General features: G+C 74.2%; 16 protein-coding genes and 1 pseudogene. 6 read left to right on the forward strand and 11 right to left on the reverse strand.

Features of this window, described 5'->3' with window-relative positions:
* Positions 1–239: 239 nt before the first annotated feature.
* Positions 240–512: a DUF397 domain-containing protein gene (locus tag ACIQUQ_RS14515; protein ID WP_403975277.1), complete on the reverse strand. Its 273-nt coding sequence runs from the start codon at positions 510–512 to the stop codon at positions 240–242.
* On the reverse strand, positions 499–1,335 hold the full coding sequence (locus tag ACIQUQ_RS14520; protein ID WP_403975279.1) for a helix-turn-helix domain-containing protein: 837 nt from the start codon (positions 1,333–1,335) through the stop codon (positions 499–501). Before ACIQUQ_RS14520 ends, ACIQUQ_RS14515 begins: the two co-directional genes overlap by 14 nt.
* A 129-nt stretch (positions 1,336–1,464) precedes the next feature.
* Between ACIQUQ_RS14520 and ACIQUQ_RS14525 the strand changes: the two genes are divergently transcribed.
* A complete protein-coding gene (locus ACIQUQ_RS14525) occupies positions 1,465–1,713 on the forward strand; it encodes a hypothetical protein (protein WP_403975282.1) in 249 nt (82 codons plus the stop codon).
* Here ACIQUQ_RS14525 and ACIQUQ_RS14530 read toward each other — a convergent pair.
* Complete coding sequence (locus tag ACIQUQ_RS14530) at positions 1,695–5,504, reverse strand: protein kinase (protein WP_403975285.1); 3,810 nt, start codon at positions 5,502–5,504, stop codon at positions 1,695–1,697. The genes ACIQUQ_RS14525 and ACIQUQ_RS14530 overlap by 19 nt on opposite strands.
* Positions 5,505–5,692: 188 nt before the next feature.
* Between ACIQUQ_RS14530 and ACIQUQ_RS14535 the strand changes: the two genes are divergently transcribed.
* Positions 5,693–6,034 (forward strand): thioredoxin family protein, encoded by a 342-nt coding sequence (locus ACIQUQ_RS14535; protein ID WP_403975288.1) that lies wholly within the window; start codon positions 5,693–5,695, stop codon positions 6,032–6,034.
* Between the two features lie 114 nt (positions 6,035–6,148).
* Entirely contained in the window at positions 6,149–6,739 is a 591-nt protein-coding gene (locus ACIQUQ_RS14540; RefSeq protein ID WP_403975291.1) for a Uma2 family endonuclease, read from the forward strand.
* 29 nt (positions 6,740–6,768) lie between these two features.
* Here the strand turns inward: ACIQUQ_RS14540 and ACIQUQ_RS14545 are convergent, their stop codons facing one another.
* The 5 genes and pseudogenes from ACIQUQ_RS14545 to ACIQUQ_RS14565 all read right to left on the reverse strand — a co-directional run.
* On the reverse strand, positions 6,769–8,160 hold the full coding sequence (locus ACIQUQ_RS14545) for a hypothetical protein (RefSeq protein WP_403975294.1): 1,392 nt from the start codon (positions 8,158–8,160) through the stop codon (positions 6,769–6,771).
* Entirely contained in the window at positions 8,157–9,269 is a 1,113-nt protein-coding gene (locus ACIQUQ_RS14550) for a hypothetical protein (RefSeq protein ID WP_403975296.1), read from the reverse strand. The genes ACIQUQ_RS14545 and ACIQUQ_RS14550 overlap by 4 nt, the downstream gene beginning before the upstream one ends.
* A 121-nt stretch (positions 9,270–9,390) precedes the next feature.
* Complete coding sequence (locus tag ACIQUQ_RS14555; RefSeq protein WP_403975300.1) at positions 9,391–10,863, reverse strand: PTS transporter subunit EIIC; 1,473 nt, start codon at positions 10,861–10,863, stop codon at positions 9,391–9,393.
* A 112-nt stretch (positions 10,864–10,975) separates the two neighbouring features.
* Positions 10,976–11,899 carry an N-acetylmuramic acid 6-phosphate etherase gene (murQ, locus tag ACIQUQ_RS14560; RefSeq protein ID WP_403975303.1) on the reverse strand — a complete coding sequence of 308 codons (924 nt, stop codon included), beginning with the start codon at positions 11,897–11,899 and terminating at the stop codon, positions 10,976–10,978.
* Between the two features lie 244 nt (positions 11,900–12,143).
* Positions 12,144–13,037, reverse strand: a pseudogene (locus tag ACIQUQ_RS14565) (MurR/RpiR family transcriptional regulator); the annotation flags it as partial.
* A gap of 123 nt (positions 13,038–13,160) precedes the next feature.
* On the opposite strand from ACIQUQ_RS14565, the gene ACIQUQ_RS14570 reads away from it, so the two are divergent.
* Complete coding sequence (locus tag ACIQUQ_RS14570) at positions 13,161–13,532, forward strand: hypothetical protein (protein ID WP_403975305.1); 372 nt, start codon at positions 13,161–13,163, stop codon at positions 13,530–13,532.
* Positions 13,529–13,798, forward strand: coding sequence for a DUF4031 domain-containing protein (locus tag ACIQUQ_RS14575; RefSeq protein WP_399939238.1), 270 nt, complete (start codon positions 13,529–13,531; stop codon positions 13,796–13,798). Before ACIQUQ_RS14570 ends, ACIQUQ_RS14575 begins: the two co-directional genes overlap by 4 nt.
* An 80-nt stretch (positions 13,799–13,878) precedes the next feature.
* Here ACIQUQ_RS14575 and ACIQUQ_RS14580 read toward each other — a convergent pair whose 3' ends face one another.
* Both ACIQUQ_RS14580 and ACIQUQ_RS14585 read right to left on the reverse strand, forming a co-directional pair.
* Positions 13,879–15,087: a Cmx/CmrA family chloramphenicol efflux MFS transporter gene (locus ACIQUQ_RS14580; RefSeq protein WP_403975663.1), complete on the reverse strand. Its 1,209-nt coding sequence runs from the start codon at positions 15,085–15,087 to the stop codon at positions 13,879–13,881.
* Between the two features lie 95 nt (positions 15,088–15,182).
* Entirely contained in the window at positions 15,183–15,848 is a 666-nt protein-coding gene (locus tag ACIQUQ_RS14585) for a hypothetical protein (protein WP_403975307.1), read from the reverse strand.
* A 143-nt stretch (positions 15,849–15,991) separates the two neighbouring features.
* On the opposite strand from ACIQUQ_RS14585, the gene ACIQUQ_RS14590 reads away from it, so the two are divergent.
* Positions 15,992–16,678, forward strand: a complete 687-nt coding sequence (locus ACIQUQ_RS14590; protein WP_403975309.1) for a copper homeostasis protein CutC — start codon at positions 15,992–15,994, stop codon at positions 16,676–16,678.
* A gap of 210 nt (positions 16,679–16,888) precedes the next feature.
* Here ACIQUQ_RS14590 and ACIQUQ_RS14595 read toward each other — a convergent pair whose 3' ends face one another.
* Complete coding sequence (locus ACIQUQ_RS14595) at positions 16,889–19,006, reverse strand: HelD family protein (RefSeq protein WP_403975312.1); 2,118 nt, start codon at positions 19,004–19,006, stop codon at positions 16,889–16,891.
* Positions 19,007–19,098: the final 92 nt, after the last annotated feature.

Consider the following 19,098-nt stretch of genomic DNA (forward strand, 5'->3'; position numbering starts at 1 on the left):
CCGATCTCGATGCTTAGGCCCTCGTCCGGTGTTGGCGCACCGGCGGGGGTCGTCTTTTTTGCCGTCTCGCCGCAAGCTAGACCCTCGCGACCTTCCGTCGCAAGTCGCTCACGATTAGTCATCCCGGCTGGTCTGGCGGCCAGTTGGGCGCGTGACGGGGAGGGAGGGTGGGTGGGTTAAACCCACCTCCCATTCCTTCAAAAAGGGGCCCGAGCGTGGGGGCTTGAGCCTCGGGGCGCTCAGGTGCTGAGGAAATCGCCGCGCTGGACACCGTCGAGGAACGCGGTCCACGCGGGGGCGGGGAACACGAGCTTCGGGCCATCGGGGTTCTTGGAGTCCCGGACGGGGACGAGGTCGCAGTGCGGGGCGATCTCGATGCAGTTTCCGCCGCTGCCGTCGCTGTACGTGGACTTCTGCCAGCGGGCGACCTCGACACAGTTGTCGCCGTCCCCGCTGCTGTATGTGGACTTGAACCACTCGGCGGTGCTCAGGTCGTGATCAGTGCTCGTCATGCGCGTAATCCTCCGCCACCGATGAGATCAGAGCCAGGGAAGCTTCCGGCGAGAGTGCGCTGGCCACAACGAGCTCGTAGGTCAGTTCGTAGTGCGCGACGGTCGCCGGATCGTCCAGGAGCTGACCGGTTCCCAGTCCCTCAACGTAGGCAAGTCGCGGCTCGTCGTCGAAGGCCATCAGCTTCAGAGCTCCGCCCTGTGACATGTGAGCCCCGGCCGCGAACGGAAGCATCTGGAGGATGACCCGGCGGCGGCGAGCCAGCGCGATGAGATGGTGGATCGCCTCGGCCATGACTTGCCTACCGCCTACCTCGCGCCGCACTGCGGCTTCATCGAGCACGACCCACAACATCGGCTTTGTTGGGTCATCGAGGAGCCGGGCGCGCTCCAGCCGGGCCGCGATCAGCTCTTCGATCAACGGCTCCTCAGCCGTTGGCCTCCTGGCCCAGAAGACCGCTCGTGCATAGCGCTCGGTCTGGAGGAGACCCGGGATGAGCTGGGGTGAGTATTCCTTGATCTGCGTCGCCCGAGCCTCGGCCTCAGCCGCTTCCGCGAAGTGGTCCGGGTACTTCGACTTCGTCGCGGCCGCGCAGTTCCGCTCGAAGTAGCCGTCCGTCCGCAGGACGCGGTCGATCTCGCGGGCCTGGTCCGGCTGCATCCGCCGGGTGCCCGCCTCCAGCTGGCCGATGAACGAGCCGCTGACGAACAGCGGGGCGCCCAGCTCTTCCTGGGTGAGGTCGGCCTGCTTCCGGCGGAACCGCAGCTCCGCGCCCAGCATGGCCCTCGGTGACGAGGAGGGGTCGAGTTCGCGAGGTCCGGCCATGACGGGGGTCTCCCAACGCTCGGTCCAGCAGACGCGGTTGTTGGCCGCGCCGCACTGTCCAGGCTAGCCACGCACCGCCACGCTGTGTGTGCAAAGCCCGTACTCAGCGTGGAGGGAAAGCGCGTGGACATGGATCTCGTACAGGTGGCGGAAGAAGCGCTCGCCGAGCTCAAGGAGGGGCTGGCCGGGGTCGGGATCACCCTGCCGTCGGTCCGGCTGGACCCGGTGTCCAGCGCCGGGAGCTACCCGCGCCCGCTGATCGACCTGGGCCGGTGCAACCCCGCCACCGCCCGCGAGCTGGCCGCCGTACTGAAGGGCGAGCGGCTGCGCGGGCGGGTGCGGGAGCTGAACCGGGCGGCTCAGCAGAGGCCGCGGTAGGGCGCGTCCGGGATGTAGGTCTGCCACTCGGCCTCGGTGATGTCCCGGCCGACCTTCCTGCAGATCTGCTCGGCCAGGCTGCCCGGGTCGAGGTCGAAGGTGTGCACCTGCGCGCCGCTGACGGCGCGCAGGGCGTCGCCGTCGAAGGACATGGCGTCGATCTGCCGGCCGGTCACGTTGAGCGGCTTGCCGAGGGCGAGGCGGGAGCCGACGTCCCACAGCTGGACGGAGTCGCCGTTGACGACGAGTGCGAGCTGCTTGCCGTCCGCCGAGTACGACAGCCAGTCCGTCAACTGCCCGTAGCGCTCGCCGCCGCGTACGAGGCCGCTGGGCAGCAGGGCCTTGCGGGTGCGCGCGTCGCCGTCCCAGATCTCGATCCAGCCGGATTGCCGGAGCAGGGCGAGGGAGGTCCCGTCGGGGGCGAAGGCGAGCTGGCTGTTGCGGGCGGAGCCGAAGACGCCCTTCCGGGTCTTGCCGGTCCGCAGGTCGAGTTCCTCGCCGGCCGTGGTGAGCAGGCGGCGGCTGTCGGGGCTGAAGGTGCCCAGGCCCTCGGTGCCGGTGAAGGTGTGGACCAGCTTCCGGGAGCCCGTCTCCCACACCTGGGTCGTGTAGCCCTCGCCCGTGGGCACGCCCGCAGGGTAGCCGGTGAGCGCGACGTGGCCCGCGTCCGGCGAGATGGCCAGGTGCATGATCCTGTTGCCCGCGGGTGCGGTGAGGCGGCCGGTCTCCTTCCCCGTGGCCGTCTCGCGCACCACGATCTCCCGCCGCGTCTGCGTCTCGTCTGTGTAGGCCAGGAATCGGCCGTCGCTGCTGAGGGCGCTCTTCGGCCGGGAGTCCTGGGCCTCGATGCTGTGCTGGGTGACGGGGGCTGCCACCCGCTTGCCGGTGCGGAGGTCGAGCAGCTGGATCGGGTGGTCGGTGAGACGGGTGGAGCCGATGACCGCCGTACGGCCGTCCGGGGAGATCGCCACGCCCTTGGCGTCCGTGTCGTCCGAGGCGGCGGCCAGGACGGCGCTGACGTCGACGGACTGCACCTGGTCCGCGTTCCGGGACTCGTACCGGAGGGTCTTGGCCGACTCGTCGAGAACCACGGTGCCGATGTCATCGCCGGAGGTGTCCTGGCGTGCGCCGGTGGGGATGCGGACCAGGGGCTTCTTGGCGTCGCCGACCTTCCAGATCTCCAGCATGCCCGGGTAGGGGCTCTCGTCGTCCGTCTCGCCCACCAGGTAGCGGCCTCCCGAGCTGAAGTGGAGGTCGGACTCCTCGGAGTCGAGGTGGCCCACCTGCCGCCCGCCGCGGACGTCGTAGACGAAGGTCGCGCCGCCGGTGCTCCGCATCAGCACGAGGCGGCCGTCCGGGCTGAATTCGGTGTCCTTGCATTGCCTGCCGATGTCGCCCCCGTCGGACGGGGCGACGACCGTCCGGGCGGTGCCGAACCGGTAGACCCTGATTGGCGTGCCGTCCGGGCAGGTCACGGTGTGGTCGCCGTCGGGGGAGACGCTCTCGCCGCGGGCGAGCGTGGTGAGCTCCTTGCCCGTGCGGTCGATGACGCGGTAGGCCTCGTCGACGCGGTTGGAGTAGACCGTCACCTGGCCCTTGTTCGTCACCGACTGGGGCACCAGGTCGTCCCGGAGCTGCACGGGCGGGCCCAGCGGCTTGCCGTCACGGGTGGAGACCAGCAGGACGGTGTCGTCCTTGCGCTGGATCGCCACCACAGTGCCGTCGGGGCTCATCTTGGGCGGGTCCACACCCAGCTCGGCGGCCTTCACGGGGAACGTCAGCTCGGGGCGGGCCGCGCCCGCCGTGCCCTTCGCGAGGTTCCACATGGACACGCCGAGCGGGCTGTACGCGAAGACCCGCCGGCCGTCCGGGGTCAGCACCCGGCCCGCGGTGTCGCCGTCGTTGACGTCCGGCAGCGGGACCGCCGACCGCTCCCGCTGCGCCGCCGCGGCGAAGAGCGCCGCCCGCGCCTCCGGGACCGGGGAGATGCGGTACGCCGCCAGGCCCAGCAGCATCGCCGTGTCCGGCTCGGTGCCCCGCAGGGAGTCCGCGGCCTGGGCCACCGAGCGGGCCGTGGCCTGGGCGGCGCGGAGGTCGGCCTCGCGGTTCTGGAGGTACGCCACGCCGCCGGCCAGCAGCGCGATCACGGTGACCGCGGCCAGGCCGGACAGGAGCTGCCGGCGGCGGCGTACGGCGCGGGTCGCGGCGGCACGGGAGGCCTCCAGGAACGCCAGCTCCGGCGGGCTCGGGCGCAGCTGCGGGGCGGCGGTGGGGAGCCAGTCGAGGAGGGTGCGCAGTTCGGTACCGGTGAGGAGGTCCTCGGAGCGCTTGCCGTGCGCGTCCCAGCGGTGCACCGCCCAGGTGACGCGCTGGCGGTACGCGATGCCTGTGCGGTCGGCGTCGGTCCAGGTGCGCAGCCTGCGCCAGGCCGGGAGGAGGGCGGTGCTGACCGGGCGTACCGAGCCGTCGGCCTCGGTGACCAGGGCGCCGGCCGCCGTGAGGGCCTCGGCGGCGCGGGCGGTGGCGCGCTGCTCGGACTCGGGCCGGCCGCCGAAGAGTTCGGCGGGGGTGACGGTCCGGACGGTGTCCTGGGAGCCGTCGGGGGCCGTGCCGGGGACCACGAGGCGGAGCAGCAGGTCGTGTGCGGCGAGCTGGGCGTCGGGCGCGAGTGCGGCGTAGGCGGCTTCGGCCCGGTCGCCGAGCGGGGGGACCGCCTCGGTGGGCTGGTGGGGCGCCTCGTCGGCCTGCCGGGCACCGGCCCTGAGGAGGTCGAGGCGGGGGTCGGCGGCCTGCTGTCGGGGGAGGGCAACGCGGGGGTCGGCCACGCGGGGATCGGCGGGGACGGTCGGGGTCTGGGTCGCCGGACCGGCCGGGCCTGTGGGACCCACCGGACCCGCCGGGCTCACCGGGCCGGCCGGGGCCGCTGGACCGGCCACGGCCGCCTCGCCCGTCGCCGCCGCGATCAGGCCGGCCAGCAGGTCGGGGGCGCCGGGGCGCAGGGCCGGGTCCTTGGCGAGGGCGGCGGCGATCAGCGGGCGCAGCCGGGCCGGTACGCCCGAGAGGTCGGGGTCCACGGAGGCGGTGCGGTGGGTGACCTCGGCCCAGTTGTCGCCGCGGAACGGCTCGGCGCCGGTGGCCGCGTACAGCACGACCGCGGCCCAGGCGAAGACGTCGGCGGCGGTGGTGGCGCGCTGCCCCATGAGCACCTCGGGCGCCATGTACCCCAGGGTCCCCATGATCGCGCCGGTGGCGGTCAGCGACATGTCGGGGGCGCGGGCGATGCCGAAGTCGATGATGCGGGGGCCATCGGGGCCCAGCAGCACGTTGCCCGGCTTGAGGTCGCGGTGGATCACCCCGGCGTGGTGGATGGCGGCCAGCGCGGTGGCGGCGCCGGTGGCCAGGCGCAGGGCGGCGTCCTCGGAGAGGGGGCCGTGGGCCCGTACCCGCCCGGCCAGGGTCGGCCCGGCGACGTACTCGCTGACCAGGTACGGGCTGTCGCCGTCGACCGCGGCGTCGAGGATGCGCGCGGTGCAGAAGGGGGCCACCCGGCGGGCTGCCTCGGCCTCCTTGGCGAAGCGCTCGCGGACGAACGGGTCCGCCTCGCGGTGCAGCACCTTCAGGGCCACGCGGGCCCCGTCGGCGTCGTACGCCTCGTACACCACGCCCTGCCCGCCCGCGCCCAGCCGCGAGGCGAGCCAGTACCCGCCGACCCGCTGCGGATCGTCCGGCAGCAGCGGCGTGCCGGCTCCTCCGGTCGTCGCCGCGCCCTGCTCCGTGCTGGCCCCTGCCATGGTCCGTCCCCCCTCAGGTACCGGTGGATGGTATCTGCACTTGGAGCCAAGTCCCCTGTCCAGTCCCATTTCTGACGGCTGATCGGCGGCGCCCGGGCCGCCGGAGTCCGGGCGGCGTCTCCCGCGCGTGGAGAATGGCTCGCGTCCGGGCGTACCGAGGGCCCGGGCAGGACGAGAGCGGGGTACAGATGGCGGTCGGGGTGCACCAGGCCCTGGAGGACGCGCAGTTCGACTTCGTGCTGGCGCACGTGGACGGGCCGGTGCTGGCGTACTTCTGGGGGGTGTGGTCGGCGGGCTGCAAGGAGCTCGACCCGGTGGTGCGGGACCTGGCCGCCGAGTACGCAGGACGCCTGACGGTCGTGCGCACGGACCTCGTCCGCTGCCCGGCGACGACGAAGCGCTACGGGGTCACGGGCGCCCCGGCCATGGTCCTGCTGCGCGCGGGCGAGGTCGTGGAGACGGCCCCGGCCCCCCTGACGGAGACGGATCTCCGCGCCTTGGTGTCCCGCCACGTCCCGTCCACGGACTGACCCCGCCCGCCGGGGGCGTCGCGCCCCTCACACGATCGTGGGACGCCGGTCGGAGCCGGTCCGGGCCGCTCGTCCCCGGCTCTACGCTCGCCGCACCGAACGAGAGGGACGTCGATGGCGGACGGCGACCGGCCAGGACCCGACCGGTGGTGGGAGTACCTGCTGGAGACCTGGCGGGAGCTGGACGTCCCCGACGGCTGGCGGGCCGAGATCGATGACGGTCGGATCGCGTTGCTGCCTCCTGCACACCCGCACGTGCACGCTGTCAGAGCCGTCATCCAGCGTGCGCTGTACGGGGTGCTGCCCGAGGACTGGGGGGTCTACCAGGTGCTTGCCCTCCACCTCTCTCCACCAGGCAAGGTGTACGTACCCGACCTGGTGGTCGCGCCGTCCGAGCTGTTGGACGGCGAGGACCCGGACGTCGCGAACCCGATCGACGCGTCCGAGGCCTTGCTCGTAGCCGAGGTGACCTCGAAGGGCAACGGCCGTGACGACCGGGGGAAGAGGCCGTGGGCATACGCCCACGCGTGCGTTCCGGTCTGCCTCCTCGTCGACCGCTTCGACGAACACGGCCCGACCACCACGCTCTTCGCCGAGCCGGAGAACGGTGCCTACACGCACATCGAGCGGATCGCCTTCGGCAAACCGCTGGTGCTGCCCGAGCCGTTCGGGCTGAGCATCGACACCGGCGCCTTCCCCCGCTGAGCCCCGGCTGCCTCCCCGTCCGGCGGAGATCAGGCCGGGTCCGCGCCCTCCGGAGGCACCGGGGACAGGCGCGCCGCCGCCCGCCTGACGCGGGCGTACGCGGCTGCGGCGGCGCCCGCGAGGCCCGCGGCCAGCGGGGCGCCGAAGACGGCGTGGGGGAGGCCCGCGGGGGTGACCATCTGGTGCAGGGCCCAGGTGACGGCCGACGGGACGGGGCTCGTGGCGGCGCCGGCGCTGTCGATCAGGCGCTCCAGGACGGCGGCGTAGAGGATGCTGCCCGCCGTGTACGCCGCCCAGGTGGCCAGGACCGTGCGCGCGGTGCCCGGGAGCGACGGCAGCAGGCGCCGGACGCCGGCGTGGACGACGACGAAGGCCAGCAGGAAGGCCTGGGCGGCGTAGACGAGGATCAGGCGTTCCAGGAGCGGGTTGACGATGGAATGCTCCGTGTCCGGGATGCCGAGGATCACCGCGTCGCGCAGCGCGCCCGCGCACACGTCGGGCCAGGCCGCAGGCCGGCACCAGAACTCCAGCGCGGGCTGGGCGATCCGGCCCAGGTGGCCCTGAGTGTGGAGGAGCAGGACGGCCAGCCCGGCCCCGGCGGCCAAGACCGACACGCCGAATGTGGTGGCGCGGGTGCCGGGCGGGCCGAGTATCCGGCGGGACCAGGGGAGCGTCGTGTCCGCGGTCGCAGCGGGCCGGGAGGAGGCGGCCACACCGGTGGTGGCGTCCGGCTTCTCGGCCGCTCCGGCGTCGGCCTCCGGCCCTTCGTCCGCGTCCGTGTCGGCCTCCGGCTCTTTGCCCACGTCCGCGCCTGCGTCGGCCTCCGGCTCGCCGCTCGCCGAAGGGGCGCCGGCCACTTGCGCGCCGGCCACCGCCGCGACGGCCGCCACAACGCTTGCCGTCAGAGCGCCCACCAGTCCCAGCACGACCGCGTGGCCCGCCCAGGCGCCCGCGTCGGTGAGCAGGTCGCGGGCTGCGTCGCCGCGTTCCCCCGGCTCGGCGGAGAGCGCACCCGCCCGGGTGATGGCGAGGGCCAGCAGGTTCGCGAAGGGCGCGAGCGCGACGTAGGCGCACTGCAACGCGTACTGAAGGGTGAGGTCGGCGGCGGCCCGGCCCCGAGGGGCGCCGCGTACGAGGAGCCGGGTGAGGGCGGTCAGTACGCCCACGAAGGCCACCGCCCACCAGGCTTCGGCGGCCGCCGCTGCCCAGCCGGTCTCGCCGCCGTAGCGGAGGGTGGGGGAGACGGTCAGTAGCCGGAGGAAGTCGGCGAGCGCGGGCGGGCCGTCTTCGGCCGGTGGCAGGGCGTCGGCCCAGCGGAGCTGGAACGGCAGCGCGCCGAGCGCATGGGCGGCGAGCATCGCGAGCGCGGCCGCCGGAAGCGGGCTGCGCAGGGGACCCAGGAGCGCGGACAGCCGGCTCACCGGGTGGCCGCCGCCGAGACGCGGAACGGTCGGCCGTCGTCGCCGATGTCGGTCTGGTGCTCCTCCTCGCCGTCCCACCAGGTGAGGGTGGCCCGCCACTCGGTGTAGTGCGCCTGGCTGCGGCCCGCCGCGAACAGGTTGTAGTAGGTCCGGTCCGTGATCTCCACCGGCAGGGAGATCTCCTTGCCGGAGTTGCGGCTCTTGGCCGCCTCGCGGGCGGCCCGCTGCTGCGGGCTGGTCTGGAGGTGCCGGACGGGGACCGGGCGGCCGACGGGCAGCGTGTCGAGGTCCACGACGAGGACGTCGGGATCGAACTGGCCGCCGCAGTTGAGCGACGGCGTGGGGGATCCGGGCAGGGGAGCGTCGCGGCGCAGCACGGTGATGGTGATGTCGCGGAGCTGCACCGGGCGGTCGGAGTTGCCGCGGACGCTGATCTGCGTGCCCACTTCGGCGAAGTGGGTGATGGACCGCTCGCGTTCCCACCGGTCGAGGAGCCGGCTGCTGGTGCTCGCCTGCAGCACCGCCTTGCTCAGGTCTTCGTGGCCGGGGGCGATCATCCAGCGCGAGAAGCACGCGTCGTTCTCGGGGCGCGCGTACACGGACAACTCGTCGCCGAAGAGTGAGTCGTACGCGGCCGTGACCGGTGGGGTCAGGACCGGGACGAGCGCGAGGGCGAGGCCGACGGCGGTGAGTTTGTTGGTCGTACTGGCCGCCCCGAAGCGGCGTGCCGCGCGGCGCAGGCGGCCGGGGGCGGCGGGTGTCGCGGGGGTGGCGGCGGGCTCGGCGGGCGTGGTGGCCGGTGCCGTGCCGGCGGTCGGTTGTGCCGCCGCGCCCGTGGTTCCGCCCGAGTCTTCGCCCCGGCCTTCGTCCAGCGTCCTCGGCGTCGCCTGTGCCGGGACGGTCGGGCGGGTCGTGGCGCCGCCGTCCGGAGTGGCTGTTTCGGCGTCGGTGGCGGCCCCCGTGCCCGGCGTGTCCGGGGGCGCCACGGCTCCCGCGCCCGATCCCGTGCCCCCGCCCGTACCCGTACCCGTATCCGCTTCCGTGTCCGGAGCCGTCGGCGGACGGTCGGCGTTCTCCGGCGCCCCGGTCGCGTCCGTGCCCGTCGTCATAGCGTCGCCCCCCGGCTCGGTCACCCCAACTGGCCGACGATAGCCGATGGTTGTACGCATCAGAACTGCCGGGCGGCACCCCTCCCCAGGGGTGCCGCCCGGCCGGGTCCGCGTACCCGTGTCAGACCGGGGTCGGGGTCTTGTCCGGGGTCGGGCCGGGCGTGGCGGTGGCCGTCGGCTGCGGGGCCGCGTTCAGGTCGGCCAGCATCTCGTCCGTGAAGCCGAAGAAGTACGTGGCCAGGAAGCCCACCGCGTAGCCGGTCAGCAGGCCGGCCGCGTAGATCGCGATGGTGGTGACCAGGGGGCCCGGGCCGTCCAGCAGCGGGAAGAGCGCCCAGCCCGAGGGGCCGATGGCGGTGGAGCCGAAGGAGTGGCCGAGCTGGTTGAGCAGGCCCACGAAGGCGCCGCCGGCCGCCCCGCCCACGCAGGCCGTGACGAACGGGCGGCCCAGCGGGAGCGAGACGCCGTAGATCAGTGGCTCGCCGACCCCCAGGAAGCCCGCGGGCAGGGCCGACTTGATGGTGGCGCGGATCGAGCCGTTGTGCGGCAGCCGGAGGTACACCGCCATCGCGGCGCCGACCTGGCCCGCGCCCGCCATGGCCAGGATCGGGAGCAGGACGGTGTGGCCCTGCTGCTCGATCAGGGTGGTGTGGATCGGGATCAGCGCCTGGTGCAGGCCCAGCATCACCAGCGGGAGGAACAGGCCGCCGAGGACCAGACCGGCGAGGGCGCCGCCCGAGGCCAGCAGCCGGTTCGCGAAGGTGCCGATGGCCTGGGAGACCTCGCCCGCGACGAACATCAGGCCGAAGATCGTGACCAGGCCGGAGATCAGCACGGTGAGGGTGGGGGTGAGGAGTACGTCGAGGGACTCGGGCATCCAGCGCCGGCACCACTTCTCCACGTACACCGCCAGCAGGGCCGCGGCCAGCGCGCCCAGTACGCCGCCCTGGCCGGGCGAGAGGTGCAGGCCGAAGGCGGTGATCTTCGCGACGCCGGGGAAGACGATGATCGCGGCCACCGCGCCGCCCAGGATGGCCGTGCCGCCGAACTCCTTGGCGGTGTTGTAGCCGACGAACACCGCGATCAGGGACATGAAGCCGGAGGCGATGGCGGCCAGGGCGGGCACGATCGCGGGGGCCCAGCCGAGGTTGGTCAGCAGGCCGTTCAGGCCCGCGATGATGCCGCAGCCGATGAGGGCGGGGATCAGCGGCACGAAGATGTTCGCGATCCGGCGCAGGAAGAGCTTGAACGGGGTGGCGTTGCGGGCCTTCTGGGCCGCCTTCAGCTCGGCGCCCCGGGTGGCCAGTTCCTCCGCGGCCGGAGTGGGGGGTGGACTCGGCGCCGCCTCCGCCACCAGCGCCTCGAACTCGGGCGTCACGCGGGCGACCGTCCCTGGCCCCAGCACGATCTGGTACGTGTCGTCCTCGACGACGCCTAGCACGGCCGGCAGCGCTTTCAGGGCCTCGTGGTCGACGAGTGCGCGGTCGCGTAGGCCTAGCCGGAGCCGGGTCATGCAGTGGGCGACGGAGGTGACGTTGGCGGGGCCGCCGACGAGGGGGAGGATCGCGGCGGCGGTGGCGCGGTTCTTGTCCATGGGGTGGGGTGCCTTGCTGTGGGGGTGCTGGGCAGTGGCCGAAGGGGGGGGCGGTCGAGTGGTGCCGCGGCGCCGGTGCCGAGGCGGGCGGGCGTACGCGGGTGGCGGGCCGTCAGCGGGACGCCGCGAGTGCCTCGCGCAGGTGGCCGCCCGACGCGTCGAGCAGCCGGGCGGCGGTGGGCGCGTCGACGTCGCCGAGAATGGTCAGGATGGCGTGCTTGACCTCGCCGCCCGTGGCGGTCAGGGCGGCCTCGATCTCCTCGTCCGGCGCGCCCGTGGCGAGCGCGACGATGCGCCGGGAACGGGCCCGCAGCTTCTCGTTCGAGGCGCGTACGTCGACCATCAGGTTCCCGTATGTCTTCCCCAGCCGGATCATCGTGACCGTGGACAGCATGTTCAGGACCAGCTTCTGCGCGGTGCCGGCCTTCAGGCGGGTGGAGCCCGTGAGGAGTTCGGGGCCGACCACCACCTCGATGCCGTGCTCGGCGGCCGCCGCGAGCGCGCTGTCCGCGTTGCACGACAGGCCGATGGTGAGCGCGCCGCGGGTGCGGGCGTACTCGACGGCCCCGATGGCGTAAGGGGTGCGCCCGGACGCGGAGATGCCGACCACGGTGTCCCGCTCGGAGAGGTCCAGGGCCGCCAGGTCCGCCGCGGCCAGCTCCTTGGAGTCCTCGGCGCCCTCCACGGCCTTGAGCATCGCCGTCGGGCCGCCCGCGATCAGGCCGACCACCTGCGCGGGATCGGTGTTGAAGGTCGGCGGGCACTCGCTCGCGTCGAGCACCCCCATCCGTCCGGCTGTGCCCGCGCCCGCGTAGACCAGCCGCCCGCCCCGGGCCATCCGCTCGGCGGTCGCGTCGATGGCGGCCGCGATCTGCGGCAGCCGGGCGGCGACGGCGGCCGGGACGGTGGCGTCCTCGGCGTTCATGGTGCGGGCGATGTCGAGGGTGGACTGCCGGTCGATCTCGGCGAGTTCGGGGCGGAAGGCCTCGGTGGTGAGCGTTTCGAGCTGGGCGCGGAGCTCCGCGTACGCGGTCATGGGGGTGACTCCTCGGGGGTGGGGGGAGGGGCGGGGCGGGTGGTCGTCAGTCCTCGGGCGCGGGGCGGCTCCTCGGGCGTGCGGCCGGCCTTCCGGGGGCGGCGGGGTGGTCGTCGGTGCGGGAGGGCCCGGCCGTCGTACGGGCGGTGCCGGCGGTCGTGCGGGCGGTGCCGGCGGTCGTGCGGGCCGTGCCGGCGGCAGTACGGGCGGTGCCGGCGGTCGTGCGCGCCGGGCCCGGCGCCCGGTGCCGGGGCGCCAGGGCTTCGTGTGACGCGGCCAGGGCCGGCGCCGCCGTCTCGTACGTACGCTGCGCCACCCCCACGAACAGGCAGTCCACGACCAGCAGCTGGCTGGTCCGGCTGGACATGGCCGCGGGCCGGAACCCGCCCTGCCGCGAGGACGGGGTGGCCAGCACCAGGTCGGCGTACCGCGTGACCGGACCGTCGGGGCGGCCGGTGATCGCGACCGTCGTCGCGCCCCGCTCGAAGGCGTGCCGCAGCGGTTCGATCACGTCCCCGGTCGAGCCGGAGTGCGTGATCGCGACGGCCGCGTCACCCGGACGGAGCTGTACGGCGTTGGTGATCGCGAGGTGCGGGTCGGCGTGCGCGAGGGCGACCAGTCCGATGCGGAGCAGCTTCTGCGCGAGGTCCTGGGCGACCAGCGAGGAGGCGCCCACGCCGTAGAGGTCGACCCGGCGGGCCTCCGCCAGCGCGGCGACCGCGCCCGCGAGCTGCGCGGTGTCGAGACCGGCGGCGGTGTCGGCGAGGGTCTGCTGCTCCTTGTGGGCGAGCTTGGCGACCACGTCGTCGAGGGAGTCGTCCACGGCTATGTCGGCCGTGACGGCCGGAGCGGCGCCGCCCGCCTGCTGCGCGGCGAGTCCCGCGAGCGCGAGGCGCAGGTCGCGGTAGCCGGGATAGCCGAGCAGCCGGGCGGTGCGGACGACGGTGGCCTCGCTGGTCCCCGTACGCGCCGCGAGGCCGGTGACGGTGAGCTGCGCGCAGCCGGCCGGATCGGTGGCGACCGCGTCCGCCACGGCCCGCATCGAGTGGGGCATGGAGGCGGCGAGGGTGCTGATCCGGGCGCGCAGGGCGGCGGGGGTCGGGGCCTCGCTGAAAGTTTCCTTCGGCTTCCGGCTCACCCTTGAAAGGTATTTTCAGTGCGATCCGGGCGTCAATCCGCCATAGGGCGCCGCGTTCCGATGACCTCTACCGCCGGAAAGAGGGCCTTCGCCACTTGCGTCCGGTGGGTTCACAATGGGCGCATGGCTCACGCGACCCCCCTGGAACAGGCGCTGCACACTGCCCGCGCCCTCGTCCTCGCCGATCTCGTCGCCCTGGAGGTCGCCGAGGCGGACGTCGTCTCGCTGGTCGAGGACTCCGTCTCGCACCGCCGCTGGTGGGTGGAACAGTGGCCGGAGGGGATCGACTACCTGCCGGGCCTGATAGCCCAGGACGTCCAGGACTCGCTCCTGGAGAAGTACGGGCGCTGGCCGCTCTGCCCGGTGTGCTCCGCCGGCGACCCGCACGCGCTCGACGTGGAGCCCGAGTTGGGCCCCGACCCGCACTGGGTGTGCGGCAAGGCCGGTGTGACGGTGGCGTCGGTGGGCCGGCTGGGCGGGGTGTTCGGCCGGTGACGGTCTACATCGACCCGCCGACCTGGCCGGGCCACGGGCGGATGTGGTCGCACATGGTCAGCGACGTGTCGCACGAGGAACTGCACGCCTTCGCGGCGTCCATCGGCTGCCCGGCGCGCGCCTTCGACGGCGACCACTACGACGTGCCGTCGGAGCGGTACGCCGACGCGGTGGCGGCGGGCGCGGTGGAGATCGGCAGCAAGGAACTGGTCCGCCGGATCACCGAGGCCGGTCTGCGGCGCCCGAAGGGGCGGGCGCGGGCGTAGTCCGGGCCCGGCGCCCCGGACCGGGTGTGCGTGTCAGTGGGTCAGCGGGTCAGTGCGTGCTGCGTGAGGGCTTGCGTGCGTCAGTGGGTCAGTACGTCGGCCTGCGCGGCGGCGGGGCTGCCCGCGGAGCCCGTGACCACGCGGGTACGGGACGACAGGCGGAGGGACAGTCCGGCCAGGGCCAGCGCCACCACCGTCATCGCGGCGCCCGCCCACGCGGTGGCCGAGAAGCCGAGGCCGCCGTCGATGACCGTGCCGCCGAGCCAGGGGCCCCCGGTGTTGCCGAGGTTGAAGGCGGCGGTGGTCGTGGCCCCGGCCAGGGTGGGGGCGGCGCCGGCGACGTTGAACATCCGGGCGTTCAGCGCGGGCGCGGTGTAGAAGGCGGACACGCCGATCAGGAACGAGAGCGTGACCGCGGCGGCCGGCGAGGACGCGAAGAGGGCCAGCGCCACCAGGAAGACGGTGGACGCGGTGATGCCGGTCAGCAGCACCCCGAAGAGGTGCGCGTCGGCCACCCGCCCGCCGATGGTCGTGCCGACCAGGGCGCCGATGCCGAAGAGTGCCAGCACGGTCGGCACGGTGCCGGAGTCCAGTCCTGCCACGTCGGTGAGCAGGGGCGCGAGGTAGCTGAAGGCGCAGAAGACGCCGCCCGCGGCGAGCGCGGTGACGGCCACGGAGAGCCAGACCTGCCGGTCGCGGTAGATCCGCAGCTCGCGGGAGAGGGACGGGCGCCGCTCGGGCAGCGGGATGCGGGGGACCAGCCCCAGGATGCCGGCCAGGGCGATCGCGGAGGCGGCCGCCACGGCCCAGAAGGCGGACCGCCAGCCGAAGTGCTCGCCGAGGAAGGCGCCCGCGGGGACGCCGAGGACGTTGGCGATGGACAGGCCGCCGATCATCACGGCCATGGCGCGGGCGCGGGAGCCGACCGGGACCATCGCGATGGCGACGGCCGCGCCGACCGCCCAGAAGCCCGCGCAGGCGAGGGCGGAGACCACCCGGGAGGCGAAGAGCAGCTCGTACGTGGGGGCTAGCGCGCCCGCGACCTGACCCAGTCCGAAGAGGCTGATCAGGGAGATCAGGGTGGTGCGGCGGGGCAGCCGGAGGGTGGCGACCGCGAGCAGCGGGGCGCCGATCACCATGCCGATGGCGAAGGCCGATATGAGCAGGCCCGCCTGTGGGATCGACACGCCCATGTCCTCCGCGATGGGCGGCAGCAGGCCGGAGAGCATGAACTCGCTCGTGCCGAGTGCGAAGACGGACAGGCCGAGGATGTAGACGGCCACGGGCATACGGGGACGTACTGCGGCTGCGGGCATGAAATGGATCAACCGCCCGGAACGCCGGCGCATTCCCGCCGGGCCGGAAACCGCCGGGACCGGACCCCTCACCCCTCGCCGGCGCCCGCCAGCAGCCGCAGCTCCGTGGCCAGGTTCCTGCGGGCCGTGGCCTCCCAGTGCTCCGTGCCGTACGGGGTGCGGAAGAGCCGGGGGAGGGCGAGGAGCTGTCGCAGCACCGCGGCCCGGCCCTCGCGGAAGGCCTCGTCGGGGACGAAGCCGTACTCGTCCCGTACGGCGGCCGCGTAGGCGGCGTACTCCTCCGGGGCGCCCGCCAGCACCGCCAGGTCCGCGTCGCAGAGCACCTCGCCGTCGCGGTCGCCCGGGGCGGGGTCGTGGGTGACGGTGAGCCGTACCAGCCGGGCCACCTCGGCGGTCAGCGCGGGCGCGAGCCCCAGCTCGGGCAGGGCGCGCTCGGCGAGGGCGGCGCTGCGCTCCTCGTTCTCGGAGCGGTCCGGGCGGTAGACGGCGTCGTGGAACCAGGCGGCCAGGCGTACGGCGGCCGGGTCCCCGGCGTGCTCCGCCAGCACGTCGATCCGGTCCAGCACCGCGGCGAGGTGCTCGGTGGTGTGGTAGCGCCGCTGCGGCTCCGCCCAGGCGGCCAGCAGCCGGGCTGCGTAGGGGGCGGGGTCCGGGGCATCCGGAGAGGTGGAGCCCCGGGCGGCCTCGACGGTGGCGTGCCAGCGGGCTTCGAGCTGCGCGGTATCGGTCGGCATGCGCTCATTGTGGTGGGCGGCGGCCGGGGCCGGGAGTGTGAAGGTGCTGGTGGACCGCGCCCGGAGGTGCGTACCCTGATATTGGACTAGACCTGTTCGGCAAACTTCCCCATAGCAGCAGCATCCCGAAGGAATGAGGCCTTATGAGCAACCGTGCGGTCCTGGAGGTGATCGCCCTCAACGCCGAGGACGCGGTCGCGGCCCAGGCAGGTGGAGCGGACCGTCTGGAGCTCGTCACCGACATGGCGGCCGACGGCCTGACCCCGCCAAGGGAGACGTTCGCGGCGATCCGGGCCGCCGTGGACATCCCGCTGCGCGTGATGCTGAGGGCCGCCGACGGGTTCGCCGCGGGGGACGTCGACGCCCTGGTGGCCTCGGCGCGGGCCCTGCGCGCCGAGGGCGCGGAGGAGTTCGTGCTGGGCTTCCTGAACCCCGACGGCACCCCCGACCTGGTCACCGTGGAGCGGCTGGCCGCGGAGCTGGAGGGCTGCCGGTGGACCTTCCACCGGGCGATCGACCGCGCCGCCGACCGCGACCAGCTCCGCAAGGAGCTGGCCGGCCTGCCCGGCCTCGACACCTACCTGACGGCCGGCGCGGCCGAGGGCGTGGACGCGGGCCTGCCGGTGCTGCGGGCGGAGGCCGCCCGTCGCGGTGAGCCGGGGTACGAGGCGCAGATCCTGGTCGGCGGCGGCCTGCGGCTGGACCACCTCCCGGCCCTCCGCGCGGCCGGTGTGGACGCCTTCCACATCGGCGGCGCGGCCCGCCCGGACGGCTGGTCGTCCCCGGTCTCGGCGGCGGCGGTGACGGCCTGGCGCGAAGCGTTGTCGTAGGCGTCTGCCCGGGCCCCGGCGACACGGGCGACCCGTACCGCCACAGCCCCCACCCCGGGAGGCCTGGGCCTCCCGGGGTGCCGGCCTCCCGGGGTCCGGGGCGGAGCCCCGGGGAACGGTGGAAGGGCGGGTAGGGGAACAGCCCCGCAGGGCAGCCGAGCCGCACCCCGTGCCCACCCGCACCCGGTGCCGTACACCGCGCGGCCAAGCTCAGCGCAGCGCGGCCGGCAGGGGGGCCGCGTGCAGGGCCGTGAGGCCGGAGACGGCGCGGGTGAGGCACACGTACAGCCGGCGCAACCCGGTCCGTTCGTCCGCCTCGCCGTCCACCACGGCCTGCGGCTCGTCCAGCACGACGTAGTCGTACTCCAGACCCTTGGCCAGCGAGGCCGGCACCAGCGTCAGCCGGGACTCGGCCGTCGTCTCCTCGCCCGGCGACAGGTACGGCATGCCCGCCCCGGCCAGCGCCTCCGCCAGCACCGGGATCCGCGCGTCGGCGGCGATCAGACCGATCGAGCCCTCGTGTGCGAGGGAGGCCCGGCAGGCCTCGACCACGGCCGCCGTCAGCCCGTCCGGCGCCACCTCGGTCACCGCGAGGGAGCCCGGCGTCTCACGGACCGACGACACCGGCGCCAGCCCCGGCGAGATCGACGGCAGCAGCCGCGACGCGTACGCGATCACCTCGCGCGGCACGCGGAAGCCCGCCGTCAGCTCCTCCAGCACCGCACCCGGCTTGCCCAGGTGCGCCAGCGCCTCGTCCCAGCTGCGCGTGGCCCACGGCGTGGTGCCCTGCGCCAGGTCGCCGAGGACCGTCGCGGAGCCGGTCGTGCAGCGCCGGCCCACGGCCCGGTACTGCATCGGGGACAGGTCCTGCGCCTCGTCGAGCACGACGTGCCCGAGGGACGGCGTCCGCTCGACCAGGTCGGCGGCCTCGTCGATCAGCACGGCGTCGGCCGCCGACCACTTCGCCGACCGCACGCTGCGGTACGGCTTCGCCCACAGGATCCGCTTCCGCTCCTCCTCCGACAGCAGCCCGTCCGCGTGCTCGGCCAGGTACTCGGGGTCGGACAGCAGCCGCAGCACCAGCTTCGCCGGGTCGACCGCGGGCCAGATCTCCTTCACGGCCGCCTTCACGGCCGCATTGCGGGCCACCGCGTCCTGCACCCGGTCGTCGGGCGCCTCGCCGGCCTGCTCCATGCGCACCAGCACGGTGTGCGCGATCCGCTGCGGCAGGGCGTCGCGGGCCGCCCCGTACCGGATGTCCCGGGCGCGCAACTCCTCCACGATCTCCTGGAGTTCGTACGACGGCACGCGCCACCGGCGCGAACCGCGCACCACCATCAGCGCCTCCTCGGGCAGCGTGACGTGCGCGCGCACGGCGCGCCGCAGCACCTCCGCCATGCGGGCGTCGCCCTTGACCACGGCGGTCTCCGCGGAGTCCTCGCCGCGCACCTCGACGCCGGGGCGGGCCACCAGGTCGTCGACGGTGGCCTGCTTGACCTCCAGCTCGCCCAGGGCCGGCAGCACCTGCTCGATGTAGTGGAGGAAGGAGCGGTTCGGGCCGATCACCAGGGTGCCGGTGCGGGCCAGCCGCTCGCGGTGGGCGTACAGCAGGTACGCGACCCGGTGCAGGCCGACGGCGGTCTTCCCGGTGCCGGGTCCGCCCTGGACGCAGACGCTGCCGGAAAGTCCGGATCGGACAATTTCGTCCTGTTCCGGCTGGATCGTGGCGACGATGTCGCGCATGGGGCCCACGCGGGGGCGCTCGATCTCCTGCTGGAGCAGCTTGCTGACGGCGGCGGACTCGGCGGGGTCGGAGAGGTGCTCGTCCTCGTACGCGGTGAGGTCGCCGCCCGTGTAGCCGAACCGGCGGCGCAGCGCGATGTCCTGCGGGTCCTTCTTCGACGCCCGGTAGAAGGGCTGCGAGACGGGGGCGCGCCAGTCGATCACCATCGGGTCGCCCTCGGCGTCGTGGACGTGGCGCCGGCCGATGTAGAAGCGCTCCCCGCCGGCGCCCTCCGCCAGCTCCGCGCCGGGGGCGTGGAGGTAGTCGAGGCGGCCGAAGAAGAGCGGGGTGTCGGCGAGGTCGGCGAGGGCCTTGATGCGGTCCTCGATCTGCGCGGTGAGGATCAGGGCGTTGACCCAGTTCGCGGTGACGTCGCGGATGTCGAGGGACTCGACGTCCTCGCGCATCGCGCGGAGTGCGGAGCGGGAGGACGCCAGGTGGGCGCGCTCGCGGTCGAGGGGGTTGTCGGCCGGGGTGTCGTGGGGGAGGCCGAGCGGGTGCGCATCGGCATGCGGGGACGCGGGATCGGGGGCGTGCGCGGGCACGGTACTGCCTCCAGCTATGGATTCCTCAAGGTTCAGTGAAGCGTGGCCGGCCGGTTTCCGTCCGGTCGGCAGCACTCCCCGTGGCGCGGCGG

It is taken from the genome of Streptomyces sp. NPDC101118, from assembly GCF_044759445.1.
Lineage (GTDB): Bacteria > Actinomycetota > Actinomycetes > Streptomycetales > Streptomycetaceae > Streptomyces.

What these genes read in the sequence shown, in the direction of transcription:
- ACIQUQ_RS14585 (WP_403975307.1), bottom strand. Translation starts at nt 15,848, where the DNA reads ATGCCGACCGATACCGCGCAGCTCGAAGCCCGCTGGCACGCCACCGTC.
- ACIQUQ_RS14515 (WP_403975277.1), bottom strand. Translation starts at nt 512, where the DNA reads ATGACGAGCACTGATCACGACCTGAGCACCGCCGAGTGGTTCAAGTCC.
- ACIQUQ_RS14580 (WP_403975663.1), bottom strand. Translation starts at nt 15,087, where the DNA reads ATGCCCGTGGCCGTCTACATCCTCGGCCTGTCCGTCTTCGCACTCGGC.
- ACIQUQ_RS14535 (WP_403975288.1), top strand. Translation starts at nt 5,693, where the DNA reads ATGGCGGTCGGGGTGCACCAGGCCCTGGAGGACGCGCAGTTCGACTTC.
- ACIQUQ_RS14540 (WP_403975291.1), top strand. Translation starts at nt 6,149, where the DNA reads ATGGCGGACGGCGACCGGCCAGGACCCGACCGGTGGTGGGAGTACCTG.
- murQ (WP_403975303.1), bottom strand. Translation starts at nt 11,899, where the DNA reads ATGACCGCGTACGCGGAGCTCCGCGCCCAGCTCGAAACGCTCACCACC.
- ACIQUQ_RS14525 (WP_403975282.1), top strand. Translation starts at nt 1,465, where the DNA reads ATGGATCTCGTACAGGTGGCGGAAGAAGCGCTCGCCGAGCTCAAGGAG.
- ACIQUQ_RS14550 (WP_403975296.1), bottom strand. Translation starts at nt 9,269, where the DNA reads ATGACGACGGGCACGGACGCGACCGGGGCGCCGGAGAACGCCGACCGT.
- ACIQUQ_RS14570 (WP_403975305.1), top strand. Translation starts at nt 13,161, where the DNA reads ATGGCTCACGCGACCCCCCTGGAACAGGCGCTGCACACTGCCCGCGCC.
- ACIQUQ_RS14555 (WP_403975300.1), bottom strand. Translation starts at nt 10,863, where the DNA reads ATGGACAAGAACCGCGCCACCGCCGCCGCGATCCTCCCCCTCGTCGGC.
- ACIQUQ_RS14590 (WP_403975309.1), top strand. Translation starts at nt 15,992, where the DNA reads ATGAGCAACCGTGCGGTCCTGGAGGTGATCGCCCTCAACGCCGAGGAC.
- ACIQUQ_RS14530 (WP_403975285.1), bottom strand. Translation starts at nt 5,504, where the DNA reads ATGGCAGGGGCCAGCACGGAGCAGGGCGCGGCGACGACCGGAGGAGCC.
- ACIQUQ_RS14520 (WP_403975279.1), bottom strand. Translation starts at nt 1,335, where the DNA reads ATGGCCGGACCTCGCGAACTCGACCCCTCCTCGTCACCGAGGGCCATG.